Genomic DNA, 19,736 nt, shown 5'->3' with positions numbered 1-19,736 from the left:
GGCTAGACCTCCAGACGCGTGGGCACGCGCACGTGCCGGCGGCCCACCTCGAAGATCAGCGGGTCGTGGCGCGCGGCCCAGACCGCCAGGCCATGGCCGACCAGCCAGACCCCGACGCCGACCAGCCAGAGCCGCAGGCCCAGGCCCAAGGCGGCGGCCAGGGTGCCGTTGACCAGGGCGATCGCGCGCGGGGCCCCGGCGAGCAACATCGGCTCAAGCAGGGCCCGATGCACGGGCGCGGCGAACCCCAAAGCGCGATCGCTGGCCATCAGATCACCGCCCCGCCGCCGAACGAGAAGAACGACAGGAAGAAGCTGGAGGCGGCAAACGCGATCGACAGCCCGAAGACGATCTGGATCAGCTTGCGCGAGCCGCCGGAGGTGTCGCCAAAGGCCAGGGTCAGGCCGGTGACGATGATGATGATCACCGCGATGATCTTGGCGACGGGCCCTTCGATCGACTCCAGGATCCGCTGCAACGGCTCCTCCCAGGGCATGGACGAGCCGGCCGCCTGGGCGTGGCTGGCGGCCAGGATCGCCATCCCGGAAAGCCCGGCGGCGATCGACCGCAGGGTCAGGCGCGAGAAGCGCCAGCGGGGTGGTTCAAACGGGGATCCGGGCGCGACGAGGCTACGAGACATGGGGCATCTCCTTCGAGGTCAGGGCGGGGGTGAGCTGGTAGGCGCCGTCGGGGCCAAGGCCCTTCAGGCGCGCCAGATCGACAAGGCGCCGCTGCCGGCCGCGGCCGGAGATGACGGCCACCAGATCGATGGTTTCGGCGATCAAGGCGCGGGGCACGGTGACCACCGCCTCCTGGATCAGCTGTTCAAGGCGCAGCAGCGCGCCCAACGCCGATCCAGCGTGCAGGGTGGCGACGCCCCCCGGATGGCCGGTGCCCCAGGCCTTGATCAGGTCGAGCGCCTCGGCGCCCCGGACCTCGCCGATGATGATGCGGTCGGGCCGCAGGCGCAGGGACGAGCGCACGAGGTCGGCAAGCGAGGCCACGCCCTCCTTGGTGCGCAGGGCCACCAGGTTGCGGGCCGGACATTGCAGCTCGCGCACGTCCTCGATCAGGACCACGCGCTCGTCCAGGGCGGCGATCTCGGCCAGCAGCGCGTTGACCAGGGTGGTCTTGCCGCTGGAGGTGGGCCCTACGACCAGGATGTTGCGGCGCTCGGACACCGCATCGGCGAGCGCCCTCGCCTCCTCCGCGCGCATCACGCCCTGCTCGACATAGACGCCGAGGGGGAAGACCACGCTGGCCGGCTTGCGCAGGGAAAACGTCGGCCCAGAGACCAGCGGCGGTAGCAGACCCTCGAAGCGCTCGCCGCCGCCCGGCAGTTCAGCGGCCAGGCGCGGCCGGCCGGCATGGACCTCGACCCCGACGTGATGGGCGACCAGCCGAATAATCCGCTCGCCGTCGGCGGGGCTCAGGGACAGGTCGGCGGGCCGCAGCCCCACGTCGAACCGGTCGATCCAGACCGTCCCATCGGGGTTGAGCATGACCTCGGCGACGCCGGGATCTTCCAGCCGCGCGAGCAGCAACGGGCCCAGGGCCGTGCGCAGCATGCGATGACTGCGCGACATCTCCAGATCAGGCTTGGAAGGCTCCACGGCGCATCCCCGTTGTTGACGGGGATGAGTAAGAAGACCGCGTCGGGCCGGCCTCAACAGCCAAATGGTCTGGGAAAACAACGGCTACGAGAGAGAACCTCGCTGCATGGCGAGCGGCGGATTCTGCGCTAGATCCGTGAGCGGGGCGCCTTGGCTATCGGACCCTGCGGTCAGGATGCGCCAGTTGCTGACCTCAGCGCACCTCCGGAAACCGGACATTCAGCTCGCTAGGTGCAGAGGCGAGATCGCCTCGTTGCGGGCCTTTGATCGGATGATTGTCCCCGATCGCGCATCATCTTGGATGCTCGCCGATGAAGCCGATGACATGGTCGGCGAACACCTTTGGGCGTTCTAGATACATCAGGTGTCCGCTCGCCGGCACGATGATCCGGCGCGCGCCCGGGACAGCCGCTTCGATCGCCCTGGCTTGCTCCTGCACGTCCTTGATATCGACCGCGCCCACCAGCACCAGCGTCGGCGCGCGGATCTCGCCCAGGCGCGGCTTGGCCACCCCCAGCGGCTGCTCCTTGGTCCCGGCGGTGACATTGCCGGGATAGGCCCGTAGCAGATCCGCCACCCGCTTGCGCTCGGCGGTCGCGCCCTTGGTCAGGATGTAGGGGTCCTTCACGGCGCTGTTGACCGCGCCCAGCTTGAACAGGACCAGCAACTTCAGCGTCCGCGCCAGAAACCCGTAGGAGGCGTCGAAGCCGCTGACCCAAGGGCCGACCAGCACCAGACGGTCAACGGCTTCGGGATGGGCCAGAGCGAAGTCCACGGCCACGCCGCTGCCGGAGGATGAACCGACCAGGGTGGCGTGCGGCATGTCGGCGGCCTTCATCACGGCGGCTAGATCCTCGGCTGGCTTGTAGGCCCCCACGGCCGGGGGCGAGGCGCCATATCCGCGGCGGTCGTAGCGCACGACCCGATAGCGCTGGCATAGGATCGGCCAGGCGTCGTCAAAGGCGGCCGAGTGCAGGATGCCGTCATGCAGCAACACGATCGCCTCGGGTCCCGCGCCGCAGGTCTCGTAAGCGAGCTTGCCGCCATCGACGGCGAGCATCCGTGGCGCCGAGGTCGCGTTCGTGGCGCAGAACAACAGGCAGCCGGCCGCAATCGCCCGGGCGGACGTTGAAAATCTCATCGATGATCTCCGATTGGAGCGCCGTCAGCCGGCGCGTTTCAGCGCGTCGTGTTGGACGTCTGGAGGTTGCTCAGGGTGGTATTCGAGGATGTCGCCGGGCTGGCAGCGCAGATACGCGCAGATCGCTTCCAGGGTCTCGAACTTCACGCCCTTCACCTTGCCGGACTTCAGCAGGGAAAGATTGGCGTCGGTGATGCCGATGGCGCGGGCCAGAACATTGGAACGCACCTTGCGGCGAGCCAGCATCACATCAAGCCGAAGGATGATCGGCATCAGACGAAAGCCTCCCGATCTTCCTCGATCTCGCGACCGACCTGCATGACCTGACCGATTACCAGCACAAGCAGGCCCAGCACGAACGCCTGCAGGCTGGCCATGTGCGCCCAGTTCTTGTCGATCTCGTAGCCGGTAGCGCTGAGCGCCAGGTGGCAAAGGAATGGTGAGACCGCATAGGCGCAAAGCCAGCCGCCGATCCCGCCAAAGCGCACGGCGGCGGCCTGGGAAAATACCTCGCCGCCGGCGTAGAGCCGAAACAGCGCCCGGAGGCTCCAGAAGATCATCAGGATCGGCGTCGCCCGTACGATGCCGACCAGCACATAGACAAGCCGGTGGACCAGAGGCAGCGAACCGAACGCCACGGTATTGGCGGGCGCCTCGCCGATGTAGCAGTTGTCCGGCCCAATCCGCACCCACTCGCCGCGATAGAACAGCATGACGCCGATCGCAGTCGCCAAGATCAGCGCCGAGAGAGAGAAGAGGCCCGTGAACAAGCCGGCGATCCACCCGCTGCCGATCCGCACCCGACGCTGAGCGGCGCTCTCTTGTAGCTTCGCGGGCGCACGAACGACCGGTTGCAGCTTCACGACCGTGGCCATGGTGTTCTCCATGGCGCTACGTTCAATCAGAAAAAAGTTTCTGTCAAACGATATGACTTGTTAGGATGGCTGCCGAAGCGCGACAACCGCAAACTACCTCTCACTGCTGATCCAAAAGTCCGAATGGCTGGCCGGATCGCGCCATTTGCTGACGTTGGCGGATTTCCAGGAACTGGACATTCCGCCCACATCTGACGGCGGGATGGTTCGCAAGCAAGAAGCGCGGCGCGAACGCATGAAAAGCCGCGCATCAGACGATCAAAACTGTGGACAGCGATCCATCGAAAACCAACCGGAAACCATCCTGCGTGAGAACTGGGCATTGGATTAAGCCGAGAGGTTTGGTCATGGATTTTCAGGAACACGCACACCACCATCATCATATGCGCGAAGCGCTCGTCACCGCCCTTAACGAGCGCCGCCCCGTCGATCCCACCGCCTTGCGATCGGATCGTCATTGCCCCCTCGGCTGCTGGCTCCATGGCGAGGGCGCCAGGCGCTGGGCCGGCAACCATGCCTTCCTAGGCTTGCTGGAAAGCCATCGCGACTTCCACCAGCAGGCGGGTTTGGTTGCCGACCAAGTCAATCGCGGGCAATGGACCGAGGCGCAGAGATCGCTCCGCCAGGGGTCGCCCTTCGCCCAGGCGCTCGCGGACTTATCCGCCGCCTTGAGGCGAATGCGGGCGACGGCGGGATCGCTTGCGGCCTAGCTAAGCGCGCAGCGCCAAGGCCGCTTCCGTCCCCGTCGCGTGCGGTGGAAACAGGAAGCGTCCGGCGCGCGCGCCATCGCGCAAACGAATATCCAAGACCACAGGCTCGCCGGCGTCCGCCAGGCGATGCGCCCAGTCGCGCGCGGCCTGCTCGGCGCGCGCGCCGGTAGGGAACTTCAGGGGACTGTCGCGAAAGTCGCCACGAACGATCCAGCCGTCACCCGACGGCTCGACAAAGATGAAACAAGGCATGGTCATAACGCAGAACGGCGAGTTGGACGAAGTAGCGGCCGGCCCTCTGCTGGCCGGCCGCCCGCCCCAACTCAAGAGAACATGTCGCGGTCCAGGCGGCGCAGCGCGGACAGGACCTCGCTGAGCGGAACAGGCGCGGGTGTTCCCAAGAGCCATCTTTGACTGGGCCGATGCTCGACCGCGCTCGCGTCGGAAGCCCAGGCCGCCAGGATTTCGCGCTTTTCGGCGAGATCGAGATCCTGATCCTTCAGCACCTCCAAAGGGTGGAGGAAGCCGACCGCCGGTCGAACGGGCCATGGACGAACCCGGTCGACCGCATTGGTGTCCGTGCGCATGGCAAGCTCCTTACGCGGCCTTGCGTGTCTTGGCGGGCTTGAGCTCCAGCATCGGCTCCCGCGCGCCCATGCCAATTGGAATTTGCTTGGGCTTCAAGGCCTCAGGCACTTCGCGGGCAAGATCGATCGACAAGACCCCATGGGCATGAACGGCATCCTTGACGACGACATAGTCGGCCAGCTCGAACCGACGCTCGAAAGCGCGTTGGGCCAAGCCTTGGTGCAGGAAGGTTCGCGTCCCCTGCCCTTCGCTCGCCGCTCGCCTTCCCTTGATCACCAGGAGATTGGGCTCGGCCACGACCTGCAGATCCGTCGGCGCAAAGCCCGCCACCGCCAGCGAAATTCGATATGCGGCCTCGCCGGTCTTTTCGATGTCGTACGGGGGATAGCTGGCGCTCGCCTCGGTGCGCAGCGCCGTCTCGACGAGATCGACCATGCGATCCACGCCGATCATGGAGCTATAGAGGGGGGTGAAATCAAATGCGGTGCTCATTTCCATCTCCTCGAAAGCAAGTTGGACATGAAGGGCGCCGAGCCAAGCGCTCTGCGCCCCAGGGCCAGGCCCTGTCGGCGCCCGGCAAGCAGGCGATGAATTAGGGCGGGGCCGAAACGCGTCAAGACGCTCGCATCAGAAATTTTTTGATCCCTGAACCCAGGCGTGACCGAGCCCGAAGCCAAGGCTGAACCTCGCCTTTGCGCATCGCGGACTGGACCCTAATGCAGCGAGATCACGCCATTGACGGCCCGCCACTCCGAAGGACCGATCAATCGATGGTGGGCGACCTGGACCGAGTGCAGCGCCGCCTCGATCTCGCGACGCCAATGGTCAAGAAAGGCCTGCAGCACGGGAAAGCGTGGCGCCAGGTCGTATTCCTGCCAGACGTAGAGCTGGAGCACGGCCGGATAGTCGAGTCGATAGTAGTGGATCTGGGCGGTCGCCAGACCATAGCCGTCGAGCTGCTTGAGAAAATCCCTGTCCATGGGCGGCGTCCTCAGGCGTCGGCGCCGAAGCGCTTGGCGATAGAGACACGGGCGCGGGGCAAAATGACCTCCTCTTCTTCGATCCTTTCGCATTGGCGAACGCCGATGAGGGCCGTCCGCGTGACCTGATTTTTCGCGCCGACGCCGGAAGCGTCAAGCCGCCAAAAGGCTGTGACGCAGGGGGCTTTTGGGAGGGGTTGCGACCCCGTCAAAAAATTTTGAGCGCAGCCTCTTGAAGCGGTTCACGCGCCGCCTAGCTTGACGTCCGTCCGCCGGGTGCGAGCCTGGCGGATCCATCCCATTCTGTTTTGCATCTGGAGGTTATGCATGCATTTCCGCCCCTTGCACGACCGTGTGGTCGTCCGCCGCATCGAAGCCGAGGAGAAGACCTCGGGCGGCATCATCATCCCCGACACCGCCAAGGAAAAACCGCAGCAGGGCGAGGTGGTCGCCGTCGGCCCCGGCGTCCGCGATGACGCCGGCAAGCTGGTCGCGCTGGACCTCAAGGCCGGCGATCGCATCCTGTTCGGCAAATGGTCCGGCACGGAGGTCAAGATCGACGGCGAGGACCTGCTGATCATGAAGGAGAGCGATATTCTCGGCGTTCTGACCACGGAGGCGACGCTCAAGAAGGCGGCCTAATTCGCCATCGCAAGTCCATCCACTGACAGCCCAACCGAGAGGAGTAGGAACCATGGCTGCCAAGGAAGTGAAGTTCTCGTCCGACGCGCGCGACCGCATGCTGCGCGGCGTCGACATCCTGGCCGATGCGGTGAAGGTCACCCTGGGCCCCAAGGGCCGCAACGTCGTCATCGACAAGAGCTTCGGCGCCCCGCGCATCACCAAGGACGGCGTCAGCGTCGCCAAGGAAATCGAACTGAAGGACAAGTTCGAGAACATGGGCGCGCAAATGCTGCGTGAAGTGGCCTCCAAGACCAACGACCTGGCCGGCGACGGCACCACGACCGCCACGGTCCTGGCCCAGGCCATCGTGCGAGAAGGCTCCAAGGCCGTGGCCGCCGGCATGAACCCGATGGACCTCAAGCGCGGCATCGACCTGGGGGTTAGCGCCGTGGTGGCCGATCTGAAGAGCCACGCACGAAAGATCAGCGCTAACACCGAGATCGCCCAGGTCGGCACCATTTCGGCCAACGGTGACGAGGAGATCGGGCGCATCCTCGCCGAGGCCATGGAAAAGGTCGGCAACGAGGGCGTGATCACCGTCGAGGAAGCCAAGAGCCTGGCCACCGAACTGGAGGTGGTCGAGGGCATGCAGTTCGACCGCGGCTATATCAGCCCCTATTTCGTGACCAACAACGACAAGCTCCGCGTCGAGCTGGACGACCCTTACATCCTGATCCACGAGAAGAAGCTGTCGAACCTGGCCGCGCTGGTGCCGCTGCTGGAGAAGGTCGTGCAGTCGGGTCGCCCGCTGCTGATCATCGCCGAGGACGTCGAGGGCGAGGCGCTGGCGACCCTGGTGGTCAACAAGCTGCGCGGCGGCCTGAAGGTGGCGGCGGTCAAGGCGCCAGGCTTTGGCGATCGCCGCAAGGCCATGCTCGAGGACATCGCGGTGCTGACCGCCGGCAATGTGGTCTCCGAAGAGCTCGGGACCAAGCTGGAGACCGTCACCGTCGAGATGCTCGGCCGGGCCAAGAAGGTCACGATCGACAAGGACAACACCACCATTGTCGACGGCGCCGGCCAACGCGGCGAGATCGATGCTCGCGTCGCCCAGATCCGGCGCCAGATCGAGGACACCACGTCCGACTACGACCGCGAGAAGCTGCAGGAACGGCTGGCCAAGCTGGCCGGCGGGGTCGCGGTCGTGCGCGTCGGCGGGGCGACTGAGGTCGAGGTGAAGGAAAAGAAGGACCGCGTCGACGACGCCCTGCACGCCACTCGGGCGGCGGTGGAGGAAGGCATCCTGCCCGGCGGCGGCGTGGCCCTGCTGCGCGCCCTGAAGGCGCTTGACGGCGTCAAGACCGCCAATGATGACCAGAAAGCTGGCCTGGACATCGTGCGCCGCGCCCTGCAGGCGCCGGCCCGCCAGATCGTCGCCAACGCGGGCGAGGACGCCTCCTACGTGGTCGGCAAGCTCCTGGAGAAGACCGACTATAGCTGGGGCTTCAACGCCGCGACCGGCGAGTATCAGGACTTGGTGAAGGCTGGCGTCATCGATCCGGCCAAGGTGGTGCGCACCGCCCTGCAGGACGCTGCTTCGGTCGCCTCGCTGCTGATCACCACCGAGGCGTTGATCGCCGAGGCGCCCAAGGACGTCGCGCCCACGCCGGTTCCGGCGATGGACTACTGACCATCGCCCTGGCGCACCAAAACTTCGAGGGGCCTTCGGGCCCCTCTTTCTTTGATTGAAATCCGCAACTCCAAAGCGGCAGGGGCCAACCGCTTGACGGTCCTGCGAGCGCCAATTGCTGCCGTTGGCGCACCTCTCGAAACACGACATTCGTTGAGCATCGTCGCGCCAGAGAGCGCACGACCGCTCGAGACGTCTTAGACTCGCGCCAGAATTTCGCCTCAGGGTGATCGTCGCCCGTAGATCGCGACTAGGTCAGGCACGGGTTCCCGCTGCACCCAATAATTCAACCAGTCCAGCCGCCTGTGTTCAGCGTCTGCCTGCAACGTGGGTTCGGCGATACCGTGACCTGTGCGAGGCATGACCACGAATTGGCTTGGAATTCTGTAGTGGGTGTAGCCTTGGTAGAGGTCCAAGCAACCCTGTTCGACGGACACATGAAGGACGCCGCACTGAAGCATAGCTGGCGTACGCGTTCGGCTCATGTAGGTCAGCGGCGAATTTCGCTTGATCTGCTGGAAGACGCCAGGATCGTAAATGTTGCCGAAGCCCGACACCGAACGAGCGATGTGCAGGTTGTAGCCAGTGACCTTCTGGTATGCGTTGTGGAGGTAGTCAGCAACGCCTGGGTCGCCAAGCACGGCGGCCTTGAACTGATCGCCCTGACCGATGGCGTAGGCGCTAAGGCTGGCCCCGTAGCTGAAGCCGATGAGCCCCACCCGCTTGGGATCGGCAATACCGGCCTTCACGGCGTAATCGAGCGCGCCCATGATATCCGTATACGGACCAGGCATGTAATCACCGCTCCGCCGGATCGCGGCGGCGAAACGGTCGCCATAGCCGCCACGACCACGGGTGACCGGCAATAGCACCGCATAGCCCTTGGCGATCATCGGCAAGTTCAGATGCTGGCCAAGCGTATCCCCCATTACCCGAGCATTGACGGGGCTGGGGCCGCCGGTAACCGAGATTACGAGCGGGCGACGACCGTCTGAGCCGATGGGCGTCATAAGCACGCCGGGAATTTGGAAGGCGCCATCAGCGCTCGGCCAAGAGACCACTCGGATGTCCACGTTCGGGCCGAGGTGTCGATCCAGCGCAGTCACGGCGCGCGGCCGCCAGGTCTCGGCGGCGGACTTAGGGTTGGCTACAGCGGCTCGAAGGAAAAGCTCGCTAGCGCCGACGAAGCGATCACGAACATACAGAACCTGGCCGTTCTTGCCCACAACCGGCGATCGGGCGCAGGCCGTCTCGTCGCCCTCGTCCACAGCGCTCAGGGTTTGCGCTGAAACAGAGATCACCTGAAGGCGGCACCCCACGCCCTCATAGGTCGCCGCGATCAGTCGATCGCCATCGAGCCAAGCAAGATCACTGTAGCCTCGCTCCCATTTCGCGCCGAAAGTCGTCGCGTGGCCGGTCGTGATGTCCTGCACCACGATCTGTCCCGTCTTGTAGACGTCGCCATTCACTGGCTGAGTAAAGACGATCCGCCGCCCATCGGGCGAAAAGCGGGGGCTGGCCGCATAGTCCAGACCGACCACCTTGTTCACACGGCGCACGGACTGACTGGCCAGGTCGAAGAGGTAGATGCCCTGCCCCGTCCAACCACTGCCGCCGACAGGTCCCGTATCCGTCTCACGAACCGCGGCCAGTACGATCGCCGATCCGTCGGGCGACCAGTCTAGGTCCCGCGGACTGAGCTCGTCGCTCGTCCGTGCCAATAGGCGCCCGTCACCGGAGTCGACCACCAGAATATGGGTCGCTGAACTGCGCTGCAGACCCATGGGCTTACGCCAATTGTCGTCGACAAGCACGCCGCCCCGCAGCGGCGCGGGGTTCAACGGCGTCGTCGCGAGCAGCGCGAGCTTGCGCCCATCAGGCGACCAGCGGAGGTCGGAAACTCTGACTTGGGCGCCAGGGACATTTATACTGCGCGCCTGACCGTCCGCCACCCCGACGACACGGACTTCGCCAACCGCGCCGTCGAGCACGGCAAGGCTGAGACCGTCGGGGGAAAAGCGCGCGATCGGCCAAAGCGGCGCGCCGGCGTTGGTCTTGGCGCTAATCACTCGGTAGGGCGCCGAGGGAGCGCTCAGATCTAACAACCGGACTTCAGTGGTCACCGTGCCCGCGGCGACATTCGCCAATGCAACCGCGTAGACGGCCCAGCGGCCATCGGCGGAGAGGTCATGACGCGTGTAGAAGGAAAGTTTCGGCTGCTCTAGGACGGCCGTGACAAGATCGAAGCTCGTGGCAGGCTGGGATGCCGCCGCATCCGGCGGTGCGGTCGCCGCCACAAGGAGTGCGGCGACCAAAGCAAGGGCTACCATCGCTTCACCAGGCGGATTTGCATCATTCGGCCCAGGATGGAGCCGTTGGCGGCGTCATAGGCTGGTTCGGTGCTCGTGGCCGGGAGCAGATAAGGCGCAAGCTTATCGAACAGGTTGGTGATCGAGAGTTCCACCGACACACCCTGCAAGATCGGGGCGACCGAGGTGAGGTCCGTCGACAGGTTGCCGTCGAAGGTGGTCCATGACGCTTCCCGTCTGGGCCTCGCCGGCGACCGGAGATCATCCAGACCGCTGCGATAGCTCATGGCCAGACCCCCACGCCAAGCGCCATGCAGCAGGTCCACGCTTAGACGCTCGCGCAAGCGCGGGCGGAAGTAGACCTGTCCCTCGTAGCTGCGGACCGGTCCGCCGGGGCGGGTCTGGACGTCGTAGCTCAGGGTGATGGTGCTCTGACTGGCAAGGTAGACGCGGCCCAGGCGGGTGTCGCGGCTGTAGTTCACGTCCACGTCCAGGCCGTCTGTCTTGAAGGTGGCGAGGTTGATCGTGCGATTGTCGAAGATCGAGAAGACGCGGGTCGGATCGAACGGAAGGCCGCTGAGATTACCGAACGTCGGCGTGAGGGCCAGGACGGCCTGGACTTCAGCGAGCGTGGGGTTGCGGCGAATGAACGGCTGCACGTCGGCCGCATCGAGGTTGTCGGTGTTGGCCACGGTCTGGTTTGGCCGACCAAGACGGTTCGTGAAATCCACGCGGAAATAGCCCGCCGAGACCTTAAGGCCATGGGCCCAGGCGGGCGTGTAGTCGAAGCCCGTGGTGTAATTCTTCGAGGTTTCAGGCTTGAGGCCCGGCAATGGATTGCCGTTGATGAACAGGCCGACGCCGAACCCGCCCGGGATGGACGTGCTGGTGACGCGGCGGCCGAGGACGGAGGTGACGCGCCCGAACTGGTCGCGCAGCGAGGGCGCGCGGAAGGACGTGGAATAGGCGCCGCGCAGGAGAAGATCTGCGATCGGCGACCAGGCCAGCCCGATCTTCGGGTTTAGGGTGTGACCAAAGTCCGAGTAGTCATCGTAGCGTATCGAGGGCGCCAAGGTGAGGGCCCGCACGCCCGGAACGTCCATGGCCTCCGACACAAGCGGCGCGACGGCTTCGGCATAGACCGACCGGATATCGCGCGCGGCGTCGAACAGGGGCAAGCCATCGCCGAACCCTTGATACGACCTGCGCTCGCGCCGGACCGCCGCCCCGAACGCCGTCTGCACCCCGCCCCCTGGCAATTGCAGAAGCTCGCCCGTGAGCGAGGCCTCCAGGGCGGTTTCGCGGCCCTTGTAGGTGTTGTCGACCAGCAGGGGCGCGGCCGCGCCGTCGACACGAGAGATCCGGCCGAGCGTCGGCTTGCTGTAGGCGTTCGCCACTTGGGCGTAGGTGTTGAGCTTCCAGGTTCCGCCCAGCCGGTAGTCAAGATTGACGCTCAGCATATCCTGTTCGTTGTCGCTGCGCGACCGAGACAGGGTGGTGACGTCATTGATGATCGTGTCGTCGTAGATGCTGCGGCTGTAGAGCGCTGTTACGGTGGCGTCGAGACGATCCGACAGGCTCTGGCGCAGCGTCGCGTAGAGCGAGTTCTGACGGCTCTCGGGCAGAATGAGGCCGTTCAGCTGCGACGCGCCGGTCAGCATGACCCGGGTGGCGGCGCGCTCGCCGTAAGCCAGGGACGTGGTGCTGTCGTACTGGTAGGCGGCGAACAGAGAACCCGACGCCCAGGACTTGCCGAGCGTCTGGCTCGCCTGAACCTTTTCGTAGCCTTTTGCAACCGCGTAGCGCGCCGAGCTTTCCCATTGGTCGGCGGACTTGCGGCTGATTAGATTGATCACGCCGCCGATTGCGTCCGCGCCATAGATGGAAGACGCGCCGTCCGGCAAGACTTCGAGCCGTTCGACGGCGGCCAGGGGGATCAAGGACAGATCGATCGAGTAGCCATTGCCACCCACGGGCAGACGGTGCCCGTCAAGCGCGACCAGGGTCGCGCTGGCGCCCAAGCCCCGAAGATTGGCCGACCCGGATCGCGACCGGTTGTTGAGGGTGTCGTTGAAGCCGCCGCCCGACGAACCGCGCGAGCCGGTCGTTTCGGAATCGTAGTCGCCGCCGGCGTTGGCTGGCAGGGTCGAGATTATTTCCTGAACCGAGGCGTAACCCCTACGTCGCATATCGCTGGCGTTTAGGGTTTGCACTTGCGAGATGATCGCTCCACCGCGCAGGCGCGTGCCCGTGACGACGACCTCATCAACGACCTGAGCCTCAGCGGCGACGACCGACTGGGGGCGCATTTGGAGTACGATGGTGCGGCCATCGTCCTTGGCCACCACGAGGCCGGTGCCCTTCAAAAGGGTCTGCAGGGCTTCACGGGCGTCGAGCGATCCGCTCAAGGCCGTTGTCTTGACCCCCTTTAGAGCGTCGGTCGGGGCCGTAATCTGCACTCCCGCCTGTAGCCCGTATTGGGCGATGGCGTTTGCGGCGTCTTGAGCAGGGATATTGAAGGTCCGCTGTTGCGCGAAAGCACTGGTGGCCAAAAGCAGCGCCACAACGCCAGCCCCATAAGTCAGGCCGATTTTACGCGAATTTGCGGTCATCTCGATGTCCCCAGGACGGGCCTCCCGTGGGCCCTCAGGGATGAAGTCGAGCCAGGTTCGCAAATCCACCACGCTCTTGTCGCAAAAACTCTACAAATTCCGCAGTTGGCTGTTTCCCGCACTCAGCGGCTGATCCGCACTTGGTCACGGCCGATTTCCGCATGCGCGTTGAGGCTGAGCGCGACGGCCTGGGCAAAGCCGACGGGATCGGAAGCGTCGAAGACACCCGCCACCCCCCTGCCCGCCAGATCAGCATCGGTGACCACGATCTGGGTGTCACTATATCGCGCGAACTGCGCGACGGCGGCAGAAAGGCTTTCCCCTGCAAAGACCAGTCGTCCCTGCTGCCAGGCGAGTTCACGGCTGATCTGGTCGGGCTCGACCTTGGCGACGATCAAAGGGGTCGCGGAGGCCTCGGCGATCACGGCGCGGGTGTTGGCGGCGACCCGCATCGGCGCGTTGGTCGCGATCCTTGGCCTCTTCACCTCGACAACGCCCTCGCGGACCAAGACTTCGATGGGACTTCCTGCGAGGCGGCTTACCGTAAAGCTGGTGCCAACCGCGCGCACGTCGGTATCGGCCGCCCGCACGATGAACGGCCGCGTTTCATCCTTCGCGACATCGAACAGAGCCTCGCCATCTTCCAGACGGACGAGTCGCCTATCCCTTGAGAAGCTGATCTCAAGTCTGGTGGCTGTATTAAGGGTCACGACCGAACCGTCTTCCAGCGTGACAACCTGTTTTTGCCCTTTGGCGGTGTTGAACCGCTTCGGTTGCCGGAACGCTGCGAAAACGCTAGCAGCGGCGACTGAAGCGGCCAGCAGTCCAGCGCCGGCAAGCAGGCCTTGTCGACGGTTCGGCAGGCGCAAAGGCGCAGGCCCGGCGCCGGCCGCAGCCACCTCCCCACTGACCATAACCGCGTTCATCCGAAGATAGGCGCCGGCGTGACGCCGATCAGCGTTCAACCAAGCTTCCAACGCGATTTCTTCGGCTGCGGTGAGCCCGCGGTCGGAGCGCGCGGCCCAGGCTGCAGCCATCTGGTTGATATCGTCAGGGCTCATCGGAACATGATGCGGGCTCAACCTCGAGGCCCCCTTCTAGTCATCTCGACCGACACGCTTTCACCAGTCGTGTTCACCACCTCAAAGCCTTGGGCGATCAAATAGACACCTCGCGCCATATGCTTTTCGACGGTGCTCTCCGTGATGCCAAGGCGCGCGGCGACCTCGCGTTGCGATAGCCCTTGCACACGACGAAGTCGGAAAACCTCGGCCACGCGGGGCGGAAGAGCCGCGAAGACTCTGGCGAGACGCCGCAGCTGATCACGGGCTACAGTGACGACCTCGGGACTCGGCTCTTGGTCGACGGCGCCGGCAGCGTCCACATCCTCCACGTTTGTGATCGGCACGACCTTGAGGCGCCGCATGAAATCCATGGCGATGCCACTGGCCATGCGAAAGATGTAAGAGCGTGGATTGTGGATGTGGTCGACCGACGCCAGTCCCGCTAGCCGAGCGTAGATTTCCTGCACGATGTCATCGACTTCGAAGCCGACCGGAGCCCTTCGCGTTAGCATGCGACGCAACTCAGGTTCGTGCGGCAGAACGTGGCGAGCGATCCATTGGGCGCGTTCACGATAAACCGTCGCGCGGTCAGCTCGCCCCCTCGCCTCCACGTCGGTATCGCCGTTCTTGGGCGCTCCGGTCATCTCGCCTCCAGGAGGCGAAGGTTACGACACTGGGTCGGCGGCGGAGAAGCGATCATCCAGAGTAAACAGCCGATTTTCCAATCCGAGACGGCAAACGGCCGGTTTGAGCCGGGTTTCGCGACCTTCTTGCCGCAGTCCGGAAATCTCGTTCGACGGCATTGCGGAAAACAAGCTCTCGCCCGACGTCGGCAGACGCCGGCCGGAGCGGCCAATAAGGTCGCACCGCCCACAGCCCTCCTGGTCTGACAGAGTCGCTTGACCGAAAGGGAGCGCCCTCCCCGGCGTCGGGGGCGCCGGGCGGCCTCTACTCTTGCGTAGTGAGATGGAAAGCCGCACCTTCCCGCCACCTGCGCTGGAGCCTCCGATGTCAGAATTCGCACCCGCCAGCTGGCTCGCGATCTTCGTGGCGATCAGCGGAGGACTCATTGCTGTCTTCGCGGGCCGCAGGAGGCGTTAGCTCCTTGTCCTATCCGTCCTAGCCGATTGATATTTCCGCGTCTTAGTCGAGGCCACGCAAGTTGCTGCCGTTGGCGCGCCTCCAGCAAGCGGACATTCAGCGTTCAAGGCGCGGGGTTGAGATGTAGCCAAAAGGCTACGGTCTCTCGCTCTGCGAATGGATCCGGTCGGGAGCGGCCACACTCCGAGGGACACCAATAATTCGTCCTTATGCCGGAGATAGGCGCCCGCTGCGTCAGCGCGGCGAGGCGGAGATGACGATCCTGTCTTCCTCCTGCCGTAGAGCGAGGTGGAAGACCTCGTTCATGATGCGCCCAAACGCCTCAGGTTCGTCCGCCCTGAAGCGGCCGCTGACCTGCATGGCGGCCGTGCTCGCTCCCTCGACGACCAGTTGACGCTGATTGTAGCGATTGAACTCGGCCGCCGCGTCGGCCAGGGTCGCGTGATCGAACGCCAGCATGCCGTCGCGCCAGGCCAAGTCGTTGGCGACCTTCTGCGGAGCGTTCAAAGACAAGCGGGTCTGCTCACCTTCGCTGAGCATGATGTCGCCCGGCAACGCGATCGCCCCGTCCACGCGAACCCGCCCCTCGACCACCGCCACCTCGACCCGCTCGCCGTCGCGGCGAACCGAGAACTTGGTGCCAAGCACGGTGATGGTCTTAGGCCCCGCATGCACCACGAAGGGACGCGAGGCGTCGTGAGCGACGTCGAAATAGACCTGGCCGGTCTCGAGCCAGACCTCGCGCCGCTCCGCGCCGATCTTGGCGCGCAGGCGCGTGGCGGTGTCCAGATCAAGCTTGCTGCCGTCCTTCAGCGGCGTGGTCTGCCGTCCGCCCTTGTCGGTGCTATAGGTCTGGACGCTCAGGGCCAAAGAGGCCGGCCCCGCGATCACCAGCACAAGGCTGGCGGCGAGCAAAGCCCCCGCGGCGGCCAAGGGCCAATGCCGGGTGGAATGTCGCCGCAGTCGCCCCACTTGACCCCAACTGTGCTCCAGCTCCCAGAAGGCCACCTTATGCCTTGGGTCGAGGGCCAGCCAGGCCTGCAGCCGGGCCTCGTCCTCGAGCCCCCAGTCGGGCTCCTCGCGCCGCATGACCCAGAGGGCCGCGGCCTCTTCGATCTCGCCGGCCTGGCTCATCGGCGAACCACCTTGGGGCTGATCGTCGTGACCGAGGCGGCGCGCTGGATCTTGCCCGACCCGCCGCGCATGAAGTCGTTGAGGGCGCGAATGCCATAGAGCGTCTGCTGCTCCACGGTATTGACGGTGACGCCGAGCTTCTCGGCGACCTCGCGGGTGGAAAGACCCTCGACCTTGCGCAAATAGACCACCTCGCGGCAGCGGGGCGGCAGGCGGCCAAGCCCCTGCTCCAGCCGCCGCAGCTCGTCGCGCGCCAGCAAGGTCCGGTCGGGGGTTATGTAATCGGCCGGAACCGGCGCACTCTCCAGATCGGTCACGTGGCGCATGGACACGACATGGGCGCTCTTGGCGATGTCGATCATGTGATTGCGCGCCACCGCGTAGACGAACGCCTTGGCTTGGACGGGCAAGGCGTCGCGCGCGGCGAGATAGACGCGGGCGAACACTTCCTGACGCAGGTCGGCGACGTCGGATTCATTGGGCCACTTGCGGCGAATGAAGCGCGTCAGCCCTGGCGCGAGAGGCAGGACCTCGCGCTGAAACCAAGCTTTGATCGCCGCATCCGTGTTCATGCTAGGGGATTAAGACGACAGGGCCCCGCAAACCCCGAACAGAATTTTTCCGTTACCAGTTCGCGTGATCGGCTCGTCTCAGCTCGATGCGGCCATGGGAGGCCGTATCAGAGGGGGACCGAATGCATCGGGGACTTAAGACGGCGCTCATCGCGGGCGCGGCGGCCATGGCGCTGACCAGCGCGGCCTGGGCGCAGACCACCACCTTCAACGTGCCGGCCGGCGAGATGTCGGCGGGGCTGGACGCCTTCGCCCGCGCCAGCGGCACGCCTTTGATCTATCGTCCGCAGGACGTGGCGGGCTTGAAGACGGCCGGGCTAAAGGGAGCCTACACGCCAGAGGACGGCCTGCGCAGACTGGCCGAAGCCGCCGGCTTGACCGTAACGAAGGATCGCTCCGGAGCGCTCGTGGTGTCGCGCCCCCAGGCCCAAACGGCGGTCGTCGCGGCCGCCGCTGAGCCCGAAGCCGTCAGCGAAATCGTCGTGACGGGCTCCAATATTCGGGGCCTGAAGAACCCCACCAGTCCGGTTCTGGTGTTTGACCGAGGCGCGATCGCGGCCACGGGCGCCGGCACCGTGCAGGACTTCATGCGGACCCTGCCGCAGAACTTCATCGGTGGGCCGAGCGGTGCGAGCCAGGATGGCGTGCTGGGCTCGGGCGCGTTGCGCAACACCAACAACGAAGCCGCCAGCGGCGTGAACCTGCGTGGCCTGGGCAACAAGGCCACCCTGGTGCTGCTCGATGGCCACCGGATGGCCCCCTCGGCCTTCGGCGCCTTCGTCGACATCTCGGCGGTTCCCCTCGCGGCGGTCGACCGGATCGACGTGCTGACGGACGGCGCCTCCTCGATCTACGGCGCCGACGCCGTGGGCGGGGTGGTGAACCTGATCCTGCGCAAGGATTACGAGGGCGCGGAGACCTCGGCCCGCATCGGATCGGTGACCAACGGAGGATTGCGCCAGCAGACGATCAGCCAGCTGGTCGGCGCGAGCTGGTCGGGCGGCGCGGCGATGGCCAATCTGCAATACGAGCATCAGCATCGCCTGTCGGTGACCGAGCGCAGCTTCACCCAAGCCTCGCCCAGCCCCACCGACATCATGCCGACCTATCAGAAGCTCACCGCGATCGTCAGCGCCCATCAGGACCTGACCGATCGGGTGACGGTCTATGGCGACGTGTTGGCGGGGCAAAATCTTCAATGGCGTCAGATCACGTTTGGCCCGACCTCGCGCGACGTCAACAAGGCCAGGATCGAGAACACCAACGTCCATGCCGGGGTGCGCGCCGAGTTTGGCGCTTGGCGCGGTGATCTCTCGGGCACGCTCAGCAAACAGGTGCTCTGGAAACGCAACTCGGTGCTCACGCCGCCGCGCGTCGGCTACACCCTGGGCGAGGTTTCCATCAAGAACGTGCAGGACGTCAGGTCGGTCGACCTGAACTTCGATGGCCCGCTGTTCGACCTGCCGGCCGGAACCGTTCGGCTGGCCGTCGGCGCGGGCTACCGGCAAGAGGAGTTCCGAAGCCTCCTGCCCTATTCCACCGTCCCGACGAGCCGCCTGCGGGCCATGAACCGCACCGTGCGAGCGGTCTATGCCGAGCTCGCCGCGCCGCTGGTAGGGGACGCCAACGCCCTGCCGCTCGTGCGATCCCTCGATCTATCCGCCGCCATTCGCTACGACCGCTACTCGGCGTTTGGCGGGACGACCAATCCCAGGATCGGCCTGCGCTGGGAGCCCGCGAAGGGCCTGGCGGTGCGCGGGGCGTGGGGCACGTCCTTCCGCGCGCCGGCCGCCGATGAGGTGCTCAACCAGGGCTCTGGCCTGCTGCTCGCCAGCTATCCCTTCACCAACCCCAATGGCCCCGGCACGATCCCGATCTTCATCGAACAGGGCCAGAGCGCCGACCTTGGGCCAGAGACGGCCGACACCCTCAGTCTTGGCCTCGACTATCAGAGCCAGCGGCTGCCCGGCGCGCGCCTGCAGTTCAACTATTATGACGTCGACTACCGAAACCGCATCGTCACCCCGCCGTTCGACACCACCGCCCTCCTCCACCCCAGCACCTACGGCGCCCTGATCAGCAGGTTCGCAAACGACGCCGCGGCGATCGCCTATTGGAAGACGCGCGAGGCCGATGGCCTTCGGCTCTATGACTACGGAGGCACCACCGGCGCCGGCGTGCGCTACCTCTACCGCGCCAGCACGCTCAACGCGGCCTTGGTCCGACAGAGGGGGCTGGACGGCTCGGCGACCTATCGCTTCGCGCGGGGCGCCGACGCCTACGATCTAGGCCTCAACGCGACCTACATCCTCAAGATCACCTCTCGCCTGGCCAAGGGCTCGGACCCGCAGGACGTTCTGAACAATCTGGGCGAGCCCAATCGCTTACGGCTGCAGGGCAATCTTCGCTGGACGCGCGGCGCGTGGTGGGTGAACGGGCTGATCAACCACGTCGGCCCCTATCACAACAGCTTCGTGATCCCCACCGAACGGGTCAAGGCCTGGACCACGGCGGACATTGTGATCGGCTTTAGGCCGGACGCGGCCCGGGACGCGCTTTTGCATGGCGTGAGCGTCACTCTGTCGGCGATCAACCTCTTCGACCGCGAGCCGCCGTACGTTAACGCCAGCAACGTGATGACCAAGGGCGTCCAGTATGACGCGGCCAACGCCGATCCGCGGGGCCGCTATGTCTCGCTCGAACTGCGCAAGTCGTGGTGATCC

Annotated in this window: 20 protein-coding genes; 5 read left to right on the top strand and 15 right to left on the bottom strand. The window is 65.4% G+C overall.

The window, feature by feature from the left end; translation table 11 throughout:
• Positions 1 to 2 precede the first annotated feature (2 nt).
• From EIK80_RS14285 to EIK80_RS14260, 6 genes are all read right to left on the bottom strand, one after another.
• Positions 3 to 269, bottom strand: coding sequence for a VirB3 family type IV secretion system protein (locus EIK80_RS14285; protein WP_125157666.1), 267 nt, complete (start codon positions 267 to 269; stop codon positions 3 to 5).
• Positions 269 to 640 (bottom strand): TrbC/VirB2 family protein, encoded by a 372-nt coding sequence (locus tag EIK80_RS14280; RefSeq protein WP_255414590.1) that lies wholly within the window; start codon positions 638 to 640, stop codon positions 269 to 271. The genes EIK80_RS14285 and EIK80_RS14280 overlap by 1 nt, the downstream gene beginning before the upstream one ends.
• Positions 630 to 1,568 (bottom strand): P-type conjugative transfer ATPase TrbB, encoded by a 939-nt coding sequence (gene trbB, locus EIK80_RS14275; protein WP_125157915.1) that lies wholly within the window; start codon positions 1,566 to 1,568, stop codon positions 630 to 632. The genes EIK80_RS14280 and trbB overlap by 11 nt, the downstream gene beginning before the upstream one ends.
• Before the next feature lie 337 nt (positions 1,569 to 1,905).
• Positions 1,906 to 2,754, bottom strand: a complete 849-nt coding sequence (locus EIK80_RS14270; protein ID WP_125157665.1) for an alpha/beta fold hydrolase — start codon at positions 2,752 to 2,754, stop codon at positions 1,906 to 1,908.
• Positions 2,755 to 2,778: 24 nt separating this feature from the next.
• On the bottom strand, positions 2,779 to 3,027 hold the full coding sequence (locus tag EIK80_RS14265; RefSeq protein WP_125157664.1) for a helix-turn-helix transcriptional regulator: 249 nt from the start codon (positions 3,025 to 3,027) through the stop codon (positions 2,779 to 2,781).
• A complete protein-coding gene (locus EIK80_RS14260) occupies positions 3,027 to 3,629 on the bottom strand; it encodes a DUF2975 domain-containing protein (RefSeq protein WP_125157663.1) in 603 nt (200 codons plus the stop codon). The genes EIK80_RS14265 and EIK80_RS14260 overlap by 1 nt, the downstream gene beginning before the upstream one ends.
• A 145-nt stretch (positions 3,630 to 3,774) precedes the next feature.
• Between EIK80_RS14260 and EIK80_RS14255 the strand changes: the two genes are divergently transcribed.
• Positions 3,775 to 3,960 (top strand): hypothetical protein, encoded by a 186-nt coding sequence (locus EIK80_RS14255; RefSeq protein WP_125157662.1) that lies wholly within the window; start codon positions 3,775 to 3,777, stop codon positions 3,958 to 3,960.
• A 16-nt stretch (positions 3,961 to 3,976) separates the two neighbouring features.
• Entirely contained in the window at positions 3,977 to 4,339 is a 363-nt protein-coding gene (locus EIK80_RS14250) for a CZB domain-containing protein (protein ID WP_125157661.1), read from the top strand.
• A gap of 323 nt (positions 4,340 to 4,662) precedes the next feature.
• On the opposite strand, the gene EIK80_RS14240 is transcribed toward EIK80_RS14250, so the two are convergent.
• From EIK80_RS14240 to EIK80_RS14230, 3 genes are all read right to left on the bottom strand, one after another.
• Positions 4,663 to 4,926, bottom strand: a complete 264-nt coding sequence (locus tag EIK80_RS14240; protein WP_125157659.1) for a hypothetical protein — start codon at positions 4,924 to 4,926, stop codon at positions 4,663 to 4,665.
• A 10-nt stretch (positions 4,927 to 4,936) separates the two neighbouring features.
• On the bottom strand, positions 4,937 to 5,419 hold the full coding sequence (locus EIK80_RS14235) for an Hsp20 family protein (RefSeq protein ID WP_199743482.1): 483 nt from the start codon (positions 5,417 to 5,419) through the stop codon (positions 4,937 to 4,939).
• A gap of 221 nt (positions 5,420 to 5,640) precedes the next feature.
• A complete protein-coding gene (locus EIK80_RS14230; RefSeq protein ID WP_125157657.1) occupies positions 5,641 to 5,907 on the bottom strand; it encodes an usg protein in 267 nt (88 codons plus the stop codon).
• Between the two features lie 327 nt (positions 5,908 to 6,234).
• Here EIK80_RS14230 and groES point away from each other — a divergent pair, with 327 nt between their 5' ends.
• Positions 6,235 to 6,549 carry a co-chaperone GroES gene (gene groES, locus EIK80_RS14225; RefSeq protein WP_125157656.1) on the top strand — a complete coding sequence of 105 codons (315 nt, stop codon included), beginning with the start codon at positions 6,235 to 6,237 and terminating at the stop codon, positions 6,547 to 6,549.
• 52 nt (positions 6,550 to 6,601) lie between these two features.
• Positions 6,602 to 8,221, top strand: coding sequence for a chaperonin GroEL (gene groL / locus EIK80_RS14220; RefSeq protein ID WP_125157655.1), 1,620 nt, complete (start codon positions 6,602 to 6,604; stop codon positions 8,219 to 8,221).
• 221 nt (positions 8,222 to 8,442) lie between these two features.
• Here groL and EIK80_RS14215 read toward each other — a convergent pair whose 3' ends face one another.
• The 6 genes from EIK80_RS14215 to EIK80_RS14190 all read right to left on the bottom strand — a co-directional run bounded on the left by EIK80_RS14215 (position 8,443) and on the right by EIK80_RS14190 (position 17,013).
• Positions 8,443 to 10,551 (bottom strand): prolyl oligopeptidase family serine peptidase, encoded by a 2,109-nt coding sequence (locus tag EIK80_RS14215; protein ID WP_125157654.1) that lies wholly within the window; start codon positions 10,549 to 10,551, stop codon positions 8,443 to 8,445.
• On the bottom strand, positions 10,545 to 13,142 hold the full coding sequence (locus tag EIK80_RS14210; protein WP_125157653.1) for a TonB-dependent receptor: 2,598 nt from the start codon (positions 13,140 to 13,142) through the stop codon (positions 10,545 to 10,547). Before EIK80_RS14210 ends, EIK80_RS14215 begins: the two co-directional genes overlap by 7 nt.
• Positions 13,143 to 13,264: 122 nt before the next feature.
• Entirely contained in the window at positions 13,265 to 14,224 is a 960-nt protein-coding gene (locus EIK80_RS14205) for a FecR domain-containing protein (protein WP_125157652.1), read from the bottom strand.
• Positions 14,221 to 14,850, bottom strand: coding sequence for an RNA polymerase sigma factor (locus EIK80_RS14200; RefSeq protein WP_125157651.1), 630 nt, complete (start codon positions 14,848 to 14,850; stop codon positions 14,221 to 14,223). The genes EIK80_RS14205 and EIK80_RS14200 overlap by 4 nt, the downstream gene beginning before the upstream one ends.
• A 691-nt stretch (positions 14,851 to 15,541) precedes the next feature.
• Positions 15,542 to 16,441, bottom strand: a complete 900-nt coding sequence (locus tag EIK80_RS14195; RefSeq protein ID WP_125157650.1) for a FecR domain-containing protein — start codon at positions 16,439 to 16,441, stop codon at positions 15,542 to 15,544.
• A complete protein-coding gene (locus EIK80_RS14190; RefSeq protein WP_125157649.1) occupies positions 16,438 to 17,013 on the bottom strand; it encodes an RNA polymerase sigma factor in 576 nt (191 codons plus the stop codon). Before EIK80_RS14190 ends, EIK80_RS14195 begins: the two co-directional genes overlap by 4 nt.
• A 122-nt stretch (positions 17,014 to 17,135) precedes the next feature.
• Between EIK80_RS14190 and EIK80_RS14185 the strand changes: the two genes are divergently transcribed.
• A complete protein-coding gene (locus EIK80_RS14185) occupies positions 17,136 to 19,733 on the top strand; it encodes a TonB-dependent receptor (protein WP_158624691.1) in 2,598 nt (865 codons plus the stop codon).
• Positions 19,734 to 19,736: the final 3 nt, after the last annotated feature.

Source organism: Caulobacter sp. 602-1 (assembly GCF_003931565.1).
Lineage (GTDB): Bacteria > Pseudomonadota > Alphaproteobacteria > Caulobacterales > Caulobacteraceae > Caulobacter.
This window is presented reverse-complemented; position numbering and strand designations above follow the sequence as displayed.